Origin of the sequence: Deinococcus sp. (assembly GCF_025362455.1) — a bacterium.
In the GTDB taxonomy this organism is placed as follows: domain Bacteria; phylum Deinococcota; class Deinococci; order Deinococcales; family Deinococcaceae; genus Deinococcus.
This window is the reverse complement of record NZ_JANYGJ010000108.1, coordinates 1-17945: the sequence shown is the minus strand read 5'-3', so window position 1 is coordinate 17945 and position 17945 is coordinate 1. Positions and strand designations below refer to the sequence as shown.

At 67.8% G+C, this 17945-nt stretch carries 16 protein-coding genes; 3 read left to right on the top strand and 13 right to left on the bottom strand.

Annotated features, from left to right (window positions below; all coding sequences use genetic code 11):
* Window positions 1-145 precede the first annotated feature (145 nt).
* From Q0R23_RS08540 to Q0R23_RS08515, 6 genes are read right to left on the bottom strand one after another with little or no spacing between them, the layout of a single operon-like run.
* Window positions 146-1120: an STM4011 family radical SAM protein gene (locus Q0R23_RS08540; RefSeq protein WP_293912093.1), complete on the bottom strand. Its 975-nt coding sequence runs from the start codon at window positions 1118-1120 to the stop codon at window positions 146-148.
* Entirely contained in the window at window positions 1117-1599 is a 483-nt protein-coding gene (locus Q0R23_RS08535; RefSeq protein WP_293912092.1) for a hypothetical protein, read from the bottom strand. The genes Q0R23_RS08540 and Q0R23_RS08535 overlap by 4 nt, the downstream gene beginning before the upstream one ends.
* Window positions 1590-2927 carry an STM4012 family radical SAM protein gene (locus Q0R23_RS08530; RefSeq protein WP_293912090.1) on the bottom strand — a complete coding sequence of 446 codons (1338 nt, stop codon included), beginning with the start codon at window positions 2925-2927 and terminating at the stop codon, window positions 1590-1592. Before Q0R23_RS08530 ends, Q0R23_RS08535 begins: the two co-directional genes overlap by 10 nt.
* On the bottom strand, window positions 2924-3730 hold the full coding sequence (locus tag Q0R23_RS08525; RefSeq protein ID WP_293912088.1) for an STM4013/SEN3800 family hydrolase: 807 nt from the start codon (window positions 3728-3730) through the stop codon (window positions 2924-2926). Before Q0R23_RS08525 ends, Q0R23_RS08530 begins: the two co-directional genes overlap by 4 nt.
* Window positions 3714-4862 carry an STM4014 family protein gene (locus Q0R23_RS08520; protein WP_293912087.1) on the bottom strand — a complete coding sequence of 383 codons (1149 nt, stop codon included), beginning with the start codon at window positions 4860-4862 and terminating at the stop codon, window positions 3714-3716. Before Q0R23_RS08520 ends, Q0R23_RS08525 begins: the two co-directional genes overlap by 17 nt.
* Entirely contained in the window at window positions 4859-5818 is a 960-nt protein-coding gene (locus tag Q0R23_RS08515) for an STM4015 family protein (RefSeq protein ID WP_293912086.1), read from the bottom strand. The genes Q0R23_RS08520 and Q0R23_RS08515 overlap by 4 nt, the downstream gene beginning before the upstream one ends.
* Before the next feature lie 37 nt (window positions 5819-5855).
* Here Q0R23_RS08515 and Q0R23_RS08510 point away from each other — a divergent pair, with 37 nt between their 5' ends.
* Together Q0R23_RS08510 and Q0R23_RS08505 are read left to right on the top strand one after the other, a co-directional pair.
* Window positions 5856-6362 (top strand): DinB family protein, encoded by a 507-nt coding sequence (locus Q0R23_RS08510; protein ID WP_293912084.1) that lies wholly within the window; start codon window positions 5856-5858, stop codon window positions 6360-6362.
* On the top strand, window positions 6248-7738 hold the full coding sequence (locus Q0R23_RS08505; protein ID WP_293912113.1) for an 8-oxoguanine deaminase: 1491 nt from the start codon (window positions 6248-6250) through the stop codon (window positions 7736-7738). The genes Q0R23_RS08510 and Q0R23_RS08505 overlap by 115 nt, the downstream gene beginning before the upstream one ends.
* 2 nt (window positions 7739-7740) lie before the next feature.
* On the opposite strand, the gene xylB is transcribed toward Q0R23_RS08505, so the two are convergent.
* From xylB to Q0R23_RS08470, 7 genes are all read right to left on the bottom strand, one after another.
* Window positions 7741-9225 (bottom strand): xylulokinase, encoded by a 1485-nt coding sequence (xylB, locus tag Q0R23_RS08500; protein WP_293912083.1) that lies wholly within the window; start codon window positions 9223-9225, stop codon window positions 7741-7743.
* The gene (gene allE / locus Q0R23_RS08495) at window positions 9222-9989 is read right to left on the bottom strand and encodes a (S)-ureidoglycine aminohydrolase (protein ID WP_293912081.1); all 768 of its coding nucleotides are present in this window, start codon (window positions 9987-9989) and stop codon (window positions 9222-9224) included. The genes xylB and allE overlap by 4 nt, the downstream gene beginning before the upstream one ends.
* The gene (locus tag Q0R23_RS08490) at window positions 9986-11377 is read right to left on the bottom strand and encodes an allantoinase (protein WP_293912079.1); all 1392 of its coding nucleotides are present in this window, start codon (window positions 11375-11377) and stop codon (window positions 9986-9988) included. Before Q0R23_RS08490 ends, allE begins: the two co-directional genes overlap by 4 nt.
* Entirely contained in the window at window positions 11367-12626 is a 1260-nt protein-coding gene (locus Q0R23_RS08485; protein ID WP_293912078.1) for an allantoate amidohydrolase, read from the bottom strand. The genes Q0R23_RS08490 and Q0R23_RS08485 overlap by 11 nt, the downstream gene beginning before the upstream one ends.
* Entirely contained in the window at window positions 12623-14164 is a 1542-nt protein-coding gene (locus Q0R23_RS08480; protein WP_293912076.1) for a malate synthase A, read from the bottom strand. The genes Q0R23_RS08485 and Q0R23_RS08480 overlap by 4 nt, the downstream gene beginning before the upstream one ends.
* Window positions 14165-14239: 75 nt before the next feature.
* On the bottom strand, window positions 14240-15610 hold the full coding sequence (locus Q0R23_RS08475) for a sugar ABC transporter permease (protein WP_293912074.1): 1371 nt from the start codon (window positions 15608-15610) through the stop codon (window positions 14240-14242).
* Window positions 15607-17052: an ABC transporter permease subunit gene (locus Q0R23_RS08470; RefSeq protein ID WP_293912072.1), complete on the bottom strand. Its 1446-nt coding sequence runs from the start codon at window positions 17050-17052 to the stop codon at window positions 15607-15609. Before Q0R23_RS08470 ends, Q0R23_RS08475 begins: the two co-directional genes overlap by 4 nt.
* A 312-nt stretch (window positions 17053-17364) precedes the next feature.
* Here Q0R23_RS08470 and Q0R23_RS08465 point away from each other — a divergent pair, with 312 nt between their 5' ends.
* The gene (locus tag Q0R23_RS08465; protein ID WP_293912071.1) at window positions 17365-17700 is read left to right on the top strand and encodes a cytochrome c; all 336 of its coding nucleotides are present in this window, start codon (window positions 17365-17367) and stop codon (window positions 17698-17700) included.
* The last annotated feature ends 245 nt before the right edge of the window (window positions 17701-17945 follow it).

The following is a 17945-nucleotide window of genomic DNA, read 5'->3' as shown; positions in this document are numbered from 1 at the left end:
TTCGTCCAGAAGGCAGTCCAGAAATGGATACAGGCAAGGTGACAGCCCGTCGTGGGGCAACCTCTATTGAATAAGTATTCACAGGTGCCCTGATGGTTATGCAGGACGAACACCCGCTCCGGCTCGCGCCAGGCAGCGTTTCAGGTCACACTAGTGGGGCAGCCTTATGCAGAGTCACGGATTCGACGCGCCGTCCGCCAGCGCGGCCCACCACCGGCAGCGCCCGCGCCCGGTCCAGATACGCCGCCAGCGCCTGCGGGTCGGCCCACAGCGCCGGATCGGGAATGCGGGCGAGCAGGCCGTCACGGTAGACACTCTCGGCCTGTAACTCCGGCAAATGGACATACCCGATGTGACACTCGCAGCTCGCCCGGCTGCATAAGCGCGGGGCCAGCAGCTCGCGCACGTCCGAAGCGTAGATGTTGCCAATGGGCCGCTCGATGAAGTGGCAGCGCCGCGCCGTGCCGTCGCCGTCCACGCTGATGACGCTCTCCCCTGCCGCGCAATCGCGGCCCCGCGTCCGGTAGCGGCGGGTGTTGACCTCGAAGAGTGGGTCCACGCGGCTGATGCGCTCCAGGTCTTCGGCGCTGTAATAGCCGTCCCCGACCTTGAAGGCGTTGACCCACAGGTAGACGTGCTCCGGCAGCTCGGCGCGCAAGGCTTCGATGGCGCCGAGGTGACTCTTCTTCCCCACCACGCCGACGCTGTAGCGCACGCCGTAGCCGTCCAGCTCGGCGCATTTGTCCAGAAATTTCTGCTGCTCGGTCTCGCCAGGGTGGTAGGTGGCCCACAGGGCGATCTTGGAACGCTCGGCGCCCTCCAGCCAGTTCAACTTGCCCGACAGATTGGTCTGAATGGCAAGCTGCCGGACGTGTGGCATGGTGCTCAGACGGCTCAGCGCGGCCTGGTAGCGACTGCGGACCAGCGCCTCACCCCAGGGGGTGAACAACACCGACACCTCGAAGCGTTGGAGCCATACCCAATCGGTGAAGCGGGTCAGGGCGTCGGCGTCGGCCTGGTGCTCGGCGGGCGTCTCGGTGTGCTTGGCGAAGGGGCAGTACCCACAGGCGTAATTACAGCTCGCCAGCGGCCCCCGGTAGAGGACAGAGAGATGGTTCATTCGTCTTCCAGCGGGAAAAACAGTTCCTCGCCGCTCAGCCAGGCGTTCCAGAAGGCGTCCAGCGTGTCGTATTGCCAGAACGTCGCCTCCAGCGGTGAGCCGTCGATGTCAACGGCGTCAAGGTCGACGATACCGACACGGCCCGTTGGCACAGTGGTCACCGAATAGACGGTGCAGCCCCAGTAGACGAAGGGCAGAAGGTCCGGCACGCCTGGTTCGCTCCAGGCCAGGGCTCGCTCCACCACTTTTTCAGCAGAGACCAGGCCGTAGCCGGGGCCAAAGCCACCATTCCCGATTTCAGCATACAGGCAGCGCAGAAGGAGCGGAAACCCGTGTTCCAGTCGGTCTTCCAGCTCAATGAGCGTTCCGGCACTCAACACGGGCGCCGCATGCTGAGGACTGAACTCGCCGTTGTCAGTCGCCCTCTTCGGGTCGTGGGCACGCTCCAATGTCGCTGCCAGCAACTCACTCAGCGCCATGCGTACTCCTCGCTGAGTCGCACCATGACGGGCGAGTACAACCACGGTCCCAGCGCGTCGGACTGCTCCAGCCCGGCGGGGGTCAGGCGCAGGATTCCCGACTGCTGGAAGGCCAGCCCGGCGGCTTCAAGTTCGGCCAGTTGGGGAAAATCGCCGTGCGGGTCGCTGCCGAACGCCTGGCGGTACATGCCAACATCCAGCCCGACGATGTTCAGCATCGATTGCAGCACGAAGCGCCGACGCTGCTCGTCCGTGTTCAGGCGAATGCCGTGTGAGACATATCCGAAGCGTTCGGCGGGCCGGGCCACGAAATCCTGAATGATCTCGCGCACGCCCACGGCGCCCACCGCGTACTCGCTGGAATAGTGCAGCGCCTGTGTGTACGACCGCGCCCCGCAGCCCAGGCCGACCATGCCGCCCGTCTTGCAGGTGTACTCCGGCTCGACCGCAATCGGCTGGGAGGCGAGCTGGAAGCAGCGCATCGAGGTCTGGAGGTAGCCGCTGGCGAGCAGAAAGTCGCGGCCCAGGCGGTAGAGTTCCAGCCGTTCGTCGTCCCAGGTGCGGCCCAGGCGGCCTATACCGGTCAGCGGGCGCACGTAGAGCGGATAGAGAAACAGCTCCTCCGGTGCCCAGGTCAGCGCTGTTTTCAACGATTCGAGCCAGGTCTCCGGCGTCTGGTGCGCCAGGCCGTAGATCAGGTCGATGCTGAGCACCGGCAACCCGGCGGCGCGGATGGCGTCCAGGGCAGTGACGACCTGCTTATGCTGCTGGGCGCGGCCCACGCTGTGAACTTCGGACTCGGTGAAGCTCTGGACGCCGATGCTGACGCGCTCTACGCCCCGTTCGCGCAGAAGCTCAAGGCGTTCGGGCGTCGCCGTGGCGGGCGAGGTTTCCACGCTGGTCGGCAGGCGAGCCGCCGAGGCACCGAAGGAGCGCTCCAGCAGATCGAAGACCCGTTCCAGGTCGCCCACTTCCAGGTAGGTCGGGGTGCCGCCGCCGATGGCCATGCGGGAAAAAGTGGCGTCTCCGAGGGCGTCCGCGACGACTTCGGCCTGGCGTTCGGTAGCGTCCAGGTAGCCCTGTTCCAGACTGACCGGGGCGTTAACCGTCGTGAACAGGTTGCAAAATCCGCAGCGCATCTCGCAAAAGGGGATGTGGAGGTAGAGGAACAGCGACGACTTATCTTCCCCGGCCCAGACCTCGCGCAGCGGCAGCGGCGACTCGAAGGCCCGGTAAGCGGTCTTGTGCGGATAGCCGTAGGTGTAGCCCTGGTACGGCCCGCCGCTCAGCAGGTCCGGCAAGGTACTGGATACCGGGAGGGAAGTCACAACTGACCGCTCAACATGAACTCAGCATACGGCACGGTCCAGACGAGTGGATGGGCGACGCGGTGGCCCCGGTAGCCGCCCTCCCCGAAACAGGTGCCGTGGTCGGCGCAGACGATACAGAGCGTGTCGCCGCGTGATCTCAGGGCCGAGGTCAGCACCGGCAGCGCCGCGTCCACCGAGGCCAGCGCCGCTTGCTGGGTGAGCGGAGAATCACGGCGCTCACCGGACACGTAGAAATGGGTGGGCGTGTGGGTCGCGGCCACATTGAGCAGCAGAAACACCTTTTGCCCGTCAGGGACGGCCTCCAACCGGCTTGCCGCCATCCGCATCTGGACCGGGGCACAATCCGGATTCTTCACGCCGCTGGCAGGCGTCCAGTGGGCTTCCTGAAAGAGACCGGGCAGGACGTTGCCAAGCTCGGTTTTCCGGTTGAAAAACCCGACGCCGCCCAGGCAGAGCGTGTGGTAGCCGCGTGCCGCCAGCGCCGCAGGCAGGGTCGCCTCGCCGAAGGTGAAGGTCTGCGACGAGGTGCTGGTGCTGCCCTCGAATTCAGCGGCGAACAGCCTCGAATGACGTCCTGGCCGGGCCGGAGTGGGCAGAAAGCCGGACAGGAAGGCGTGGTGCGCGGCGTAGGTGAAGCTGCCGGGGCTGTGGCGCTCTTCCCAGACGCCGCCGGGCAGCAGGGCGGCGAGGTTGGGGATGTCACCGCCGTTCAGGGCTGAGCAGGCCACGTCGTAGCGCAGGCTGTCGAGGGTTATCAGCGCAAGGTTGACCCGCCCGATCAGCTCACGGGCGTTGAGCATTGATTTCCCCTTGCAACGCGAGGAGTTCGGCAGCGTAGGTGTCGTGTCCGCCGAATTCCACGCCCCGGTGATAATCCCCGAAGGCGTTGACCTCCAGCACGGCCAACGCCTTCGCCCTGGGCGTCACCAGCACGTCCACTCCCGCATATAAGGCACCGGGAAAGGCCGCCAGTGCCGACTCGGCCAGTTGTTGGACATCGGCCCAGCGCTTCTCCCCCAGCGACCGTTTGAACGCCTCGATGTCGCCGCGTTTGTTGCCCAGGTGCAGATTGGTGACCGGCCCCGACGAGGAGCGCAGCAGGGTGTGTTGCGCCCGTCCGCCGATAACGACCACCCGCAGATCGGAGGTCAGACCGTCCACGCTGATCTTGGGTAGCCACTGCTCGACGTGCAGGCGGTGAGTCGCCAGGTCGTCGATCAGGGCGACGATTTCAGACCTGGTGGTGAGATTGACCAGGCGGCGTGAGTTGTAGAGCCGTCCCTCGATGCGACGCGCCGTCGTCCGGGCGATGATCTGGCCGCCGACCTGATTGCGTGCGTTCCACCGGAGGGCCACCACGCCTGAGCCGCTGGAGCCGTAGGCGGGCTTGACGAACAGGCGGGTCCAGCCGCGTTCGTTGGCCTGCGCCATCAGCTCGTCGAAGGAGTGGATTTCGGGCAGGGCCGGAGCCACGCTCACACCTGCGGCGCTCAGCCGGGCGTGGGTCTCCGGCTTGCTGAACATGCTCAGGATGTGCTCGCTGCGCTGCATCCGGTGGTGCGGCGCGGCCTGGGCGAGCTGGGCGTCCAGCACGGCCAGCACCTCGGAAAAGCCCGCGTACCAGGCCCGCAGCGGCGCCAGTTCGCCCGCCGCCAGGTCAACGGATGCGCCGCCGCCGCGCTCGATCAGGTGCAGCTCGGTGGGAACGTCCTCTCCAGGCGACTCGAAGCGCACGACGCTGCCGGGCCGGACCAGCTCAGCCAGGTGGGCGCGGCCCTCCAGCACGTCCAGATACGAAACCACCCGTGCCGAGGGCCAGCCAAGACGCTCCAGGCTGGCCTGAAACGCCAGTGCGCGGCGACCCTGCGGCGGAGCGATCAACAAAATATCGGGCAACAGGATGTCAGGCAGGCTTTCGGAGGCCAGCCTCACTCGCCCAGGGCCACGAACCGCCACTCGTCGTCCGGGTCCTGGGCGTCGCCGAGGTCCACGAAGTCGCCCAGCGCCCGGAGCTGGACCAGCAGCCCTTCACTCAGAAAATGGTGGCTCAGGTCGAGTTTTTTCAGCCGCCTGACGCTCTGGCTGCCGAGCAGGGCCGCGCCGCCCTCGTCGGTCAGCACGCCCATCGACAGGTCGAGCACCTCCAGGCGCTCCAGCACGGGCGCGTGCGCGAACATCTGGGCGATGGCGTCCTGGTAGTCGCTGTTCTTGACGCCCAGGTAGTTCAGTTTGGGAAAACGCTCAGCGCTTAGCAGCGGCGTGAGGTCGTCCGGCGCACTGGTGGCGCCGTAGTTGTCGGTGCCCAGGTACAGCTCCAGGTGCTCCAGGTTCGGCAGCTCGGCGCTGAGCACCTCACGCACGACCTCGGCGCTCAGCCCACCGGCCTGAACGATCAGCTCGCGCAGCTCCGGCAGCCGGACGGTGCCCAGGCTCAGGCCCTCGCCGCCGCGAATACCCAGGTGGGTCAGGTGCGGGTAGGCGCTCAGCAGCGGTGAGAGGTCGCCCTGCTGAATCCAGGAAACCTCGTTTTCCTCCATCACGATGTCACCGAAGAACAGCACCCGCAGCCTCGGCAGCTTCTCGCGGGCCGCCACCAGCGCCTCGATGACCTCCCCTGGCGTCGTTTCGCTGTCGTCGCCCTGCCAGGCACCCACCACCAGCCCCTGAGTGTGCTCCACGCCGCTCTGGGCCAGGAAGGCGCGGAACAGGTCGGTCCAGCTCGGCTCGCTGTCGTAATCGGTCGAGATGCGGTGGATGGTGGTGGCCGGGTCGCCCAGCGCATGCACGAAGGGGCCACCGTAGCGCTCCTTGGCGCTTGCCTCCGGCTTGGGTGCCCAGGCTGTGACCGCAAAACCGCCGAATTCCGTCAGGTGTTCGCTGTTGGTCATGGCTCAGTGTACCCAGCCGAACGCTACCCTTCTACCTATGACCCGGCCCCTGCCCGACGAGTACACGCCCTTCGCCGCCCGTTACGTGGATCTGGTGCCGGAGGATGACCTGCTGGGCGCCATGCGGGCGCAGCAGGCCGTCACCCGCGCCGCCGTCCTGGCCTACGCCGGGCGGCCCGACTTCCGCTACGCGCCGGGCAAATGGAGCATTCGGCAGGTGATGGGCCACATGGCCGACGCCGAGCAGGTCTTCGGCTTCCGGGCGCTGTGGGTCGCCAGAAGCGACGTTTCTCCGCTGCCCGGCTACGATCAGGACGCCTGGATGGCCGCCAGCGATTTCAGTACTCAGCCGCTGGAAACGCTGCTAAACGGTTTCGAGGCGGCCCGGCGCTCGAATCTGCTGATGCTGGGCGGGCTGGACGCGGCGACCTGGACCCGGCGCGGCCTGGTCGACGACCACGCCTTCAGCGTGCGCTCACTCGCCCGGATGCTGCTGGGCCACGAACGGGCACATCTGGACGTGCTGCGGGAGCGCTACGTCTGAACACGACTGGCAAGACGCTGCTGCGGCGCGTCCACACCCTCATCACCATGCAGGGCGAACGCCTTGCCCCCGCCGAGCCGCTGCGTGACGCCGCCGTGCTGATCGAGGGCGGGCGCATCGCCTGGCTGGGACCGGACCGGGACGTGACGCCGCAGACGCTCAGCGGCGCCGAGGTCCGCGACCTGAGCGGCCAGGTGGTGCTGCCGGGCCTGGTCAACACCCACCATCACCTGTACCAGAACCTGACCCGCTGCCTGGCCCCCGACGCCGGATTGTTCGAGTGGCTGCGAACCCTCTACCCGGTCTGGCTGCGCCTGAGCCCCGAAGCGGCTTACCTCAGCGCCCGGCTGGGCCTGGCCGAGCTGGCCCTGAGCGGCTGCACCATGACCAGCGATCACCTGTACCTGTATCCCAACGGCGTGCGGCTGGACGACACCATCCGCGCCGCCCAGGACGCCGGGCTGCGCTTTCACGCCACGCGCGGCAGCATGAGCCTGGGCGAGTCACAGGGTGGTCTGCCGCCGGACCGGGCGGTGGAACGTGAGGCTGACATCCTGGCCGACTGCGCGCGGCTGATCGCCGAGTACCACGACCCGGCACCCCTGGCGATGGTGCGGGTGGCCCTGGCGCCCTGTTCGCCGTTCTCGGTCAGCGCCGAGCTGATGCGCGAAAGTGCAGCCCTGGCCCGCGCCAGCGGCGTGATGCTCCACACCCATCTGGCCGAAACGGCGGACGAGGACGCCTACTGCCTCTCGCGCTTCGGCCTGCGCCCACTGGACTACGCCGAGTCGCTGGGCTGGACCGGGCCGGACGTCTGGTTCGCGCACGGCGTCCATTTCAGCCCGGACGACGTGCGTCGGCTGGGCCACTGCGGCTGCGGGGTGGCGCACTGCCCCAGCAGCAACATGCGGCTCGCCAGCGGCGTCGCCCCGACTCGCAAACTGCTGGAAGCCGGGGTCAGGGTCGCCCTGGGCGTGGACGGCAGCGCCAGCAACGACGGCGCCCACCTGCTCGCCGAGGCCCGCCAGGCGCTGCTGGTCTCACGGGTCCGGGGCCAGGTGGATGACCAGCTCAGCGCCTACGACGCCCTCTGGCTGGCGACGCGGGGCGGGGCGGCGGTGCTGAACCGCCCCGACACCGGGCAGCTCGCCCCCGGTCTGGCCGCCGACCTGATCGCGGTGGACCTCGGCGACGTCGGCTACTCCGGCGCCCGGCACGATCCGCGTTCGGCCCTGACGCTGTGCGGCCCCACCCGCGTCAGCCTGAATATGGTGGCCGGGCGAATTATCGTGGACGGAGGGCGCCTGGTCGGCGTGGACCTGAGGGAACTCTCGGAGCGGCACGACGCCCTCAGCCGCCGCATGATTCTGGGGTGAGCCTATTTTGCCGGATACAGCGAGCGCCGGGCCGCCGTGTACGCCTTGAGGCTGGCGTCCATATCCTGCGCGGCCACCGCCTCGCCGATCTGGGGCCGGGTGGCCTGCATGGCGGCGTTCAGATCGGGGTGCAGCCCGCCCACCGGCATCGCCAGGATAGCCGCGCCGTGCGCCGGGCCGGGCCGGGCCTGGGTGGTCCGGACCTCCAGACCAGTCGCGCCGCCGACCATGCCCAGCCACAGCTCACTGCGGGCGCCGCCGCCGGTCGACAGCAGCGTACTCAGCGGCGCCAGCGGGCCGATCACGGCGTAGGCGTGCGCCAGGGCAGCGGCGGCGCCCTCCATGACCGCCCGGACCAGGTGGGCGCGGCCATGCGCCAGGCTCAGGCCGGTGAACGAGGCGCGGGCGTGCGGGTCCATGATCGGGCTGCGTTCGCCCGCCAGGTACGGCAGGAAGGTGACGCCCTCGGCGCCGGGGGCCACCTGGGCGGCCTCATCGATCAGCGTTTCGATGCTGGTCTCCGGCGCCAGCCTGTCGCGCAGCCAGTTCAGCGAGCCCGCCGCCGCCAGCGTCACACCCAGCAAATTGAAGCCGCCGTCGGCATGGGCGAACAGGTGAACGCGGCCTTCGGGGTCGGGTGTCGGCGTGGTCAGCGGCGCGAAGATGACGCCGGAGGTGCCCAGGCTCAGGCTGCCGACTTGCGGCTGGGCACTGCTCAGGCCGGTGCTGCTCAGACCGAGCGCGATGGCGGCGGCGGCGTTGTCTCCCCCACCCGCCACCACAGGCAGTCCGTCTGGCAGATCGAGTTCACGCGCCCAGTGCGGCGTCAGCGTCCCGACCTGATCTACCGAGGCGATCAGGGGCGGAAATAAGGCCGGGTCCAGGCCGAGTTCGCGCAGGATGCCCCCGTCCCACTCGCCGCGTGCCAGGTTCAGCGCCCCCACCCCGGAGGCGTCGGACGGCTCGGCGACCATCTGGCCGGTGAAGGCGTAGCCGAGGTAATCCTTGGGGATCAGGGCGTGGCGCAATCTGGAAAACAGTTCACTTTCCTCGGCCTGCATCCACAGAATCTTGGGGAGCTGGAAGCCGGTCACGGCGCGGTTGCCGGTGCGGGCCACCAGCTCGGCGCGTGGAATGCGGGCCTCGATCAGCTCGACCTGGGCGGCGGTGCGCTGGTCGTTCCACAGCAGGGCCGGGCGCAGCACCTCGCCCTGGGCGTCCAGCGGCACCAGGCCGTGCATCTGACCGCTGAGGCCCAGCGCCTTCGGCACGGCGCCGAGGCGCTCAAGCTGGGCGCTGATGTCGCGCAGGGCGGTGCGGGCGCCCTGAAGCCAGTCCGCCGGGCGCTGCTCGGTCCAGCCGGGGCGGGGGGTCAGCAGGTCGTAGCCAGCGTTCGCCTCGGCCACCACACGCCCGCTGGCGTCGAGCGCGACGGCCTTCAGGCCGCTGGTGCCCACATCCAGACCCAGTGTTACCTCACTCTTCATACTCGGCCTCCCGCCAGCAGCCCCAGTGGGTGCCTGTTCATGTCTTTGTAGAGCAGGTATTTGGTCGGGGTCTTGCCCAGCGCCCCGTACCACTGCGGGCAGTGGGCGCCCATCCAGATCACGTCGCCCGCCGCCACCGGATAATAGACGTCCTGAAGCTTGTACAGGCCCTGGCCCTCCAGCATCAGCAGGCCGTGTTCCATGTAGTGAATTTCGGTGTAGGGCAGCGTGGCGCCGGGCGAAAACGACATGGTACTCATCATGAAATCAAAGCGGAGGTCGTCTGGGAGCAGTTTGCGGGCGATCAGGTCGGGGTCGCCCTCGAAGGCGTCACCGGGAAGCTGACGTTCGTTGCCCCACCACACGGGCGGAAGATCAGCACCGGATACAGCCTGATACGGCTTCTCGAAGACGGCCAGGTGCGCCTCGGCGGCGCTACTGAGGTGATACCTGGTGCCTACGGGCAGATAGACGTAATCGGACGGCCCCAGAGTGCGCACCTCATCAGCCAGATTGACCTCCAGCTCGCCCTCCAGCACGAAGACGAAGCGCTGGACACCGGGGGGCGGCGGCGTGGCAGCGCCCCCGGCGGGCATCTGCACCGAAAACTGCATGAAGCGGGCGCCGAGCCCGATCACCGGGGAAAGGTGGATGACGACGGCGCTGCCCGGCCACCCAATCAGCGAGGTGCGAACGAAGGTGTCGGGCGTGAACACGGCGTGCGAGGCGTGCAGGGCGCTGCGGGTCTGATCGAGATGTTTCAAGTGGCTCCTGAGCTGGCTGGTGGGGCTGGGGTCAGCAGTTGACCGCGCACGGCGTCGTTGAATCTACCGTCCTGGTAGACCATCCGGCCCCGCGACCAGGTTGCCTTCACCTGACCCCGAAAGTGAGTACCAACATACGGGTTCTGGCGCCAGCGGTCACGCAGATCGGCGTGGTCGAGCGTGAATTGCCGCTCCAGATCGACCAGCACGAAATCGGCGTCGGCACCCACCTGGAACCCCGCCTTCTGCGGCAGCCGGAAGCGCCGGGCCGGGTTCAGGGCGCTCAGAGCGGCGATCTGCTCCAGGGGCAGGCCGTGACCAAAGTGCCCAGCACTCAGCATGACATTCAGAGTCGATTGTGCTCCGCTGACACCGCCCCACACGGCAAAAAAATCCAGGCCGGTCTTCAGGTCGGGCGGCGCGGGCGAGTGGTCCGAGCCCACCGTGTCGATCTGCCCGGCGTTCAGGGCGGCCCACAGTTCATCCTGAACCGCCTTTGGGCGCAGCGGCGGCGCACATTTGAGCGGCGCCCCGACGGCCTCCATGTCGGCGTCCGTAAAGTGCAGGTAATGCGGGCAGGTTTCGCAGGTCACGTCCACACCACGCGCGCGGGCCTGCACGACGAGCCTCACGGCGGCGCCGCTGCTGAGGTGGACCAGATGCAGCGGCGCGTGCAATTCCTCGGCGTAGAGCAGGGCACGCTGCACGGCCTCCAGTTCGGCCAGCACCGGGCGGGTGTTCAGGTAATCGCGGACGCTGTAGCCGCCCCGCCGACTGGCCCGGTCAGCCCGCCGCCTGGCCTGGTCAACAAAGTGGCGGGTCAGCGGCTGGCTCTCGGCGTGCAGGGCCAGCGGCAACCCCAGCCGCCTGGCCGAGCGCAGCCCCTCGTAGAGCGTGGCGTCGTCCACGGCGGGGAATTCGTCCAGGCCGCTGTCGCTCATGAACGCCTTGAAGCCGATGACCCCGGCTCCGGCCAGTTCGTCCATCCGGTCCAGATTCAGCGGGGTCAGGCCGCCCCACAGCCCGAAGTCGAGCAGCGACCCAGCGGCGGCCAGCTCACGCTTGGCCTCGAAGCTGGCGCGGTCCAGCAGCGGCGGCGAGGAGTTGAGCGGCATGTCGAAAAAACTGGTCGCGCCGCCCGCCGCCAGCGCCCGCGTGCCGGTCTGAAATCCCTCCCAGTCGCTGCGGCCCGGCTCGTTGAGGTGGACGTGGGTATCGAGCACACCGGGGAGGACGTGCAGGCCGCTGGCATTCAGTTCGCGCCGGGCCGGGCTGAGAATCTCGTCGGCCAGTTCGCTGATCCGTCCGCCACTGACGGCGAAATCGGCGCGGCGGGGGCCTGCGGCGGTGACGAGCACGCCGCCGCGCACGATCAGCTCAGGCGTCACGGGTCGCCTCACGCCTCGCCAGCAGCTCCACAAAGCGCAGGCCCAGCCGCAGTACCGCGTCTGCGTCCCCTTCGAGCACCGCCTCGTCCGGATGGTGGCTCAGGCCGCCCGGCGAGCGCAAAAACAGCATCGCAGCGGGCATCCGGCGGGCCAGGATCATGGCGTCGTGGCCCGCGCCGCTGACCAGTTCGGCGTGCGGCAAGCCCAGCTCAGCCGCCGCCTGATGCAGCAGCGTGCGCAGTCCGGGGTCCATCGGCGTGGCCGACTCCGAGAGCAGGGGCTCGGCGCCGAAGGCGACCTGGCGCTGGCTGGCGACCTCGGCGGCGTAGGCCAGCAGATGTGCCTGGGCGGCCTGCCGGACCTCATCCTCGACGTGGCGCAAATCGAGCGAGCAGGTCACAGAGCCGGGAATGACGTTGGCGGCCCCAGGCGCCACCTTCAGCGACCCGACGGTGGCGACCAGGCCGGGCGTGCGGCGGGCGTGCGCCTCGGCCTCCACCAGCAGGTGAGCGGCAGCGGCCAGCGCGTCGCGGCGCAGCGTCATGGGCGTGGTGCCCGCGTGCGAGGCGCGGCCCACGAAGTCCAGGCTCAGGCGGCTCTGTCCCACGATGGCCGAGACGACGCCCAGCCCCTGCCCCGCCGCCTCCAGCACCGGCCCCTGCTCGATGTGCAGCTCCAGGTAACCGAGGCTGCGGCCCTGGATCTCGGCCCCTGGCAGATCGGTAGGGTCGAGCCCGAACGCCTGGACGGCGCCGCGCACCGTCTGGCCCTCACGATCTGTCAGGTCCAGCAGTTCCTGTGCCGTGCCCAGCAGCGCCCGGCTGCCGATGAAGGGCACGCCGAAGCGCACGCCCTCCTCCTCCGAGAAGCCGACGATTTCCAGCGAGAAGGGCAGCGGCGCCTGCTGGACCCCTCCGACCAGCGCGTAGGCCATGACCACGCCCAGCACGCCGTCATAGGCCCCGGCGTTCGGCACGGTGTCGAGGTGCGAGCCAAGGTAAAAGGTAGGGGCGCCGGGCAGCGCACTCTCCAGCCGCGAGCGCAGGTTTCCGGCGGCGTCGATGCGGGTGACCAGGCCCAGCTCGTCGGCCCAGCCGGTCAGGAAGGCGTGAACGTCGCGCATAGGCGGGCTCAGGAAGGTCCGGTGAATCTGGCCCGGCGTGGACGTGAAGTTGGCGATGGCCGCGCAGGCGCCGAGCACCGTGCGGCTGAGTTCGGAGACTGAAGTATCGGGCGGCAGAGTGGTCAAGGTCGCTTCTCCAGCACATCGGCCTGGGCCAGCGCCTGTGCGGCGCGGGGAAAATACGCCGCGCAGCCCGGTGCCAGCACCAGTTCGTCGAGCAGGCGGGACTCCGGGGCGGCGTCGGGGCGCTGGGCGCGGCGCTCCTCAAGGTAGCGCTCCGGCGTGAAGGGCTCCCCGGTGCTCAGCCCGGCACGGCAGCTCAGCCACTGCCACAGTTGGGCGCGGGCCAGTTCAGCGGTGGCCGTGTCTTCGGTAGTGGCCGTGTCTTCGGTAGTGGCGGGGTCTTCGGTAGTCGCGGGGTCTTCGGTGCTCCTCTTCCGGACGATCACGCCCCGTCCGGCGTACCAGGCGGCGAACACGTCTAGCGCAAGGCCGATGGCGTCCTGAACGTCGTGCAGGGGCAGAGTCTCGGAAGCTGGCAAGGCCAGCAGCCGTTCGAGCGTGCGCTGGGGCGCCTCCGGGGGCAGCGGCGCGGCCTGAACGCCCGCGAATCCGGCCTCCACCGCGCCGAGCAGGGCAGGTGATCCGGCCCAGGCGGCGGTGAAGCCCTGCTGGGCCTCGCGGCGCTTGTCGGCCTGCACGCGGTTCAGGGCGACTTGCGGGTTTGCCGGGTCGATTGATAGGGCCGCGCTGCCGCCGATGGCCTGGGCGCCGCGCCGCTGGGCAACCCGCAGCAGGGTTTCGGCGTAGGCCCGCATCGAGTCCTGATCCATGCTCAGCTCGGCGCGGGTCGGCAGCGGACGCAGTCCAGACTGTCGCCCCAGTGTTTTGACCCCCACTGTTTTAACCCCCAGCGTTTTGACCCCCAGCGTTTTAACAAGGCTGAACACGTAATCCCAGCGGCCCGCGTTGAGCCCGTAGGCCCGCCGCCGCAGCGTGTAGAGCAGTTCGTCGGCGCCCAGCAGGCCCGGCCAGGTCTCGATCTGGAGGCAGACCGGCACCGAGTCGGGCGGCCAGCCGAGACGGCGCTCGATCAGGCTCAGGGCGTCGTCCCAGAACTGCGCCTGGGCCACCGTCTCCAGCTTGGGAAGGTAGGTGGGCAGCGGGCGTTCAGGCCGGGCCGAGAGCACCGCCGCCAGATCGCACAGCGCGGCAACGGCGGGGCCACCACCCGTCTCAGGAGCACTCAGGTGCGGCTCAGCAGCGTAGAGGGCGCGGGGCCTCAGCAGCAGCGCCTGTCCATTGCGGGCGACGGCGGCGATCAGCTCCGGCAACGCCGCATACGCCGCCTGGACGTTGGCGAGGCTGGGCGCGAAGGTGTCGTCGAAATCGAGCACTAGGGCGCGGGCACCCGACGCCAGCGCCGCCTGAACGGCCTGGGGGTCGCTGGCCTCCACGATCAGCTCGGCGCGGCGACCTGGGAGTTCGGTGGGCGGCGCAGCGGCCTGGTAGTCTGGAATGAACCGACTGGGAAACTCAGTGGGTGTTGGATTCAGACCGTCGTTCAGCTCCTCCCAGCGCGAATACAGCTCACGGTGCAACGCGGCGAGCAGCGCCGCAGCGCCGGACGCGAGCACCAGTTCAGTGTTCGGCGGCCTGGTCAACAGGTCACTTCCTCGACACGGTATTCCCTCAAAATCGGCGCCTCCGCTTCAGAACACCAAGTTACTCCTTGCAAGTTACTCTTTGACACCGCCCGCCGTGGTGCCGCCGACGAAATAGCTCTGGAAGCCGTAAAACAGCGCCACGATGGGCAGCGAACCGAGCGTGGCGGCGGCGGCGAAGATGCCCCATTTGGTGTTGAACTGGCCCGACGTGAAATTCTTGAGCAGCAGCCCCACCGTCCACTGCTCCACGCCGGTCAGCAGCAGGTTGGCCAGGATGAACTCGGCGTAGGTGCCGATGAACTGGTTCAGGAAAATGAACGCCAGCATCGAACCCGACAGCGGCAGCACGACCCGGATAAAGGCCGTCCAGCGGGTCGCGCCGTCGACCAGGGCGGCTTCCTCCAGGCTTTCGGGCAGCGACTCGACGTAGCCTTTGTAGATCCAGGTGTTGAAGGCGATGGCGCCGCCGGAGTAGGCCAGGATCAGGCCGGTAAACGAGTTGAGCAGCCCCAGGCCGTACATCAGCGCGTAGACCGCCACCAGGCCCAGGAATACCGGAAACATCTGCACGAAAATGAAAAACAGCAGCGTCTGGAAGCGGCCCGGAAAGCGCAGCCGGGCCATGGCGTACCCGGCGGTGGTCGACAGCACGATGGCCAGGACGCCGGTCAGGCCCGACACCAGCAGGGTGTTGCGCACCGAGAGCAGGAATTTGGACTCGGTGCCCGCGCCGGTAAACTGCGCCGGGCCGATGAAAATCACCAGCACGGCCAGCGCGGCGACCAGCAGCCGGGTGGCCCAGCGCTGAACCGGCGTGGTGTCCTCACTGGCCTTGCGGACGCGCCGCACCACCGCCGTGAAGATCAGCACCGTGGTGGCCGCGCCCGCCAGCACCGCCAGCGCGATCTCCCAGCCGGGAATGTTCACGCCGTCGAACAGCTTGGCGAAATTCTCGGCGCTCAAGGCACTGAAGCTCGGCAAGATACCGGAGCGGCCCAGCACCGTGGGCAACTGGAAATTCGGAAAGGCGTAGAGGCTGTTGCGCGGATCGAAGGCCGCCAGCACCACGAAAAACAGAGGATAGAGCGCAACCAGCACCACCAGGATCAGAAACAGATGGGTGAGCTGATCGCCCAGCACCGCCAGGTACCTGACGCGTTTGCCGCTGCGGCGCTCACCGAGCTTCTGGCCCAGCAGACTGGTCAGCGCCAGCACGCCGGAGGCCACCGCCACGAAGCCTAGAAAGTAGGCCCAGCCGTTCTTGACGCGGTAGATGGTGAGGCTCGGTGGGCGCCCGGCCATGTCGCGGGCCAGCAGATAGATCAACGCCCCGAAGGCGATCACGACGATGGCCGTCACCAGCCAGGGCGCGGCGCGGCGCAATGGTCCAGCCTCGCGGTGAACGTAGACCTCTGGAGCCTGAACGTCGCGCTGGGTAGTCACCTCCGGGCCTCCTCGAAGACCCCGGCGACCTTGAAGTTCACCAGGCTGATGGCCAGCGTCAGCACGAAAATAATCAGCGCGATGGCGCTGGCCAGGGCGTAGTTCTGGCCGCCGTTGGAGCCGAAGGCGGTATTAAAGCCCCAGCTCAGCAAAATGTCGGTGGCGCCCGCCGTGCTGGTGCGCCCGGCCACCGGCGGCCCGCCCTGGGTCAGCAGGTAGATGATGCCGAAGTTGTTGAAGTTGAAGGCGAAGCCCGACAGCAAGATCGGCGTGAAGCTCCCTCGCAGCAGTGGCAGGGTGATCGACTTGATCTGCTCCCAGCGGCTGGCCCCGTCGATGCTGGCGGCCTCATATAAATCGTCGCTGATGGTCGACAGGGCGCTGATGGTGGCGGTCATCATGTACGGAAAGCCCAGCCACAAATTGACGAACAGCACCGAGACCTTGGCCCACAGCGGATCGCCCAGCCAGGGCACTGCCGCCAGGCCCAGCAGCCCCAACGCCTTGTTGACCACCCCATACGGCTGGTTGAGCAGCGCCACCCACATCTGCACCGAAATGACGGTGGGAATCGCCCAGGGCAAAAACAGCAGCGTGCGGTAGACGTTGCGCCCCTTCAGGCGCGGGTTGTACAGCAAGATACCCAGAACCAGCCCGGCCACCGCGTTGACGGTGATGGTCAGGAAGGCGAAGGTCACGGTCCAGAGAAACACCGGCACCAGTTCTATGCTGGCCCGCGCGAAGATCGAGCGGAAGTTGCTCAGCCCGACGTTGCGCACCCGGTTGGGCCGGGTCGCGTCGCTGACGACGAAGCTGGGCGCAACCGGCGCCGCCAGGGTCAGGGTCTGGCCGCTGAGGCTGGCGATGCTGGCGATGACCGGCACCGAGCCCTCTGCGTCGTACAGGACCACACTCTCGCCCGCGCAGATCGGGTTCAGGCAGTCGAGGTACTGCGACAGCGTTTTCGGCACCGTTCCTGCGTCGTCCGGCAGGGCGCCCGGAAAACTCAGTTTGGCGCGGTCCGTCGAGAGCGTCACGCCGGTTTTGAGCGCGGTGTTGCCGACGCCCAGGTTGCGGGCGTTGTAGTCGGTGAAGGCGTAGTTGACCGTCAGCACGATGGGCAGCGCCGTGAAGGCCAGCAAGAACACCAGGGCGGGCAGCAGGTAGCTCCAGCTCCCTAGCCAGGGCAGCGCCCGCAACGCCGCGCCCATGAAGACCAGCAGCAGCGGCACGAACAGCAGCAAAATCAGGTACGGCGGCGCCTTGGGAAACACTCCGGCCACGGCGCCGCTCAGCAGCCAGGCGACCAGCGCCGCGCCGCCCATCACCAGCGCCAGGGCCACAATGGCGATCAATACGCCGCGCGTGCCCTCCGGGGCTCTCAGGCGTCTGGCCCGCGCCGAGTGGGCGGCGTCTTGCTCTCGTTGCATCGGTACGGTCATGTCGGTGTGGCCTCCTGAAGTTCTGTTTGCGGCAAACGTTCGAGGTGAACACAGCAGCAGCCGGGCGGACGGTCGACGGCGCGGCAACTTCCATGTGGTGACGTTCTATCTGGTGACGGTATTTTGTCTTCAAAGTTTAACCTGGTCAGCCGCCGTGCTCGCCACCCAAACAGGTTGATGACCTGGCCTTAAGAGACGGTGAACCCGGCCTCACCGTGAAGGTCGGCGCTTTATTGCGGTGCGGCGAGACCTGCCCACCATCACCACATCCGCCCTTTAATCTGGCCTTTACCTCGCATGCTAGGGTGACGCATGCGCCCATACCTGTTGCCCGCCGCCGTTCTATTCCTCGGCTTCGCTTCGGCTGCCAATGTGCCGCACGGCAAGGCCATCTATCAGACGAACTGCGCGGGCTGTCACGGCGCCAAAGCTCAGGGCAACATCGGTCCCACGCTGGTCGGCGAGGTGGCAGGCTGGGCACCGGCGCTGTTTCAGCGGGCACTCCTCAAAAGCCTGGACGACAAAGGCGCCATGCTCAAGGCGCCCATGCCGCAGTGGGGCAAGATCGGGTTCAAGGGCGACAAGGGCAAAGCGCCCACCACCGCCGAGTTGCAAGACCTCCAGGCCTACCTCAAGACCTTCAAATAACCGGCGGAGCCCCGTAAGCCAGCTTTCCGAACTCAGGGGGCTGGTTTTTTGCTGCTGGCTTGCTGGCTTCACGGCTTGACAGGCCCCGAAGCGGCTCCGTAGCATGCGGAGCAGTTGCTTAGAGCAGTACTCCGAATTACACCACGGGGAAAACAGCCTCCCCGCGCCTCCATTCTGCGTCCTGCTCAGTCAAAACTACTCGCTCCGCTCGGTCATAAAAAGACCCTTTTTATGACATCTGCTCT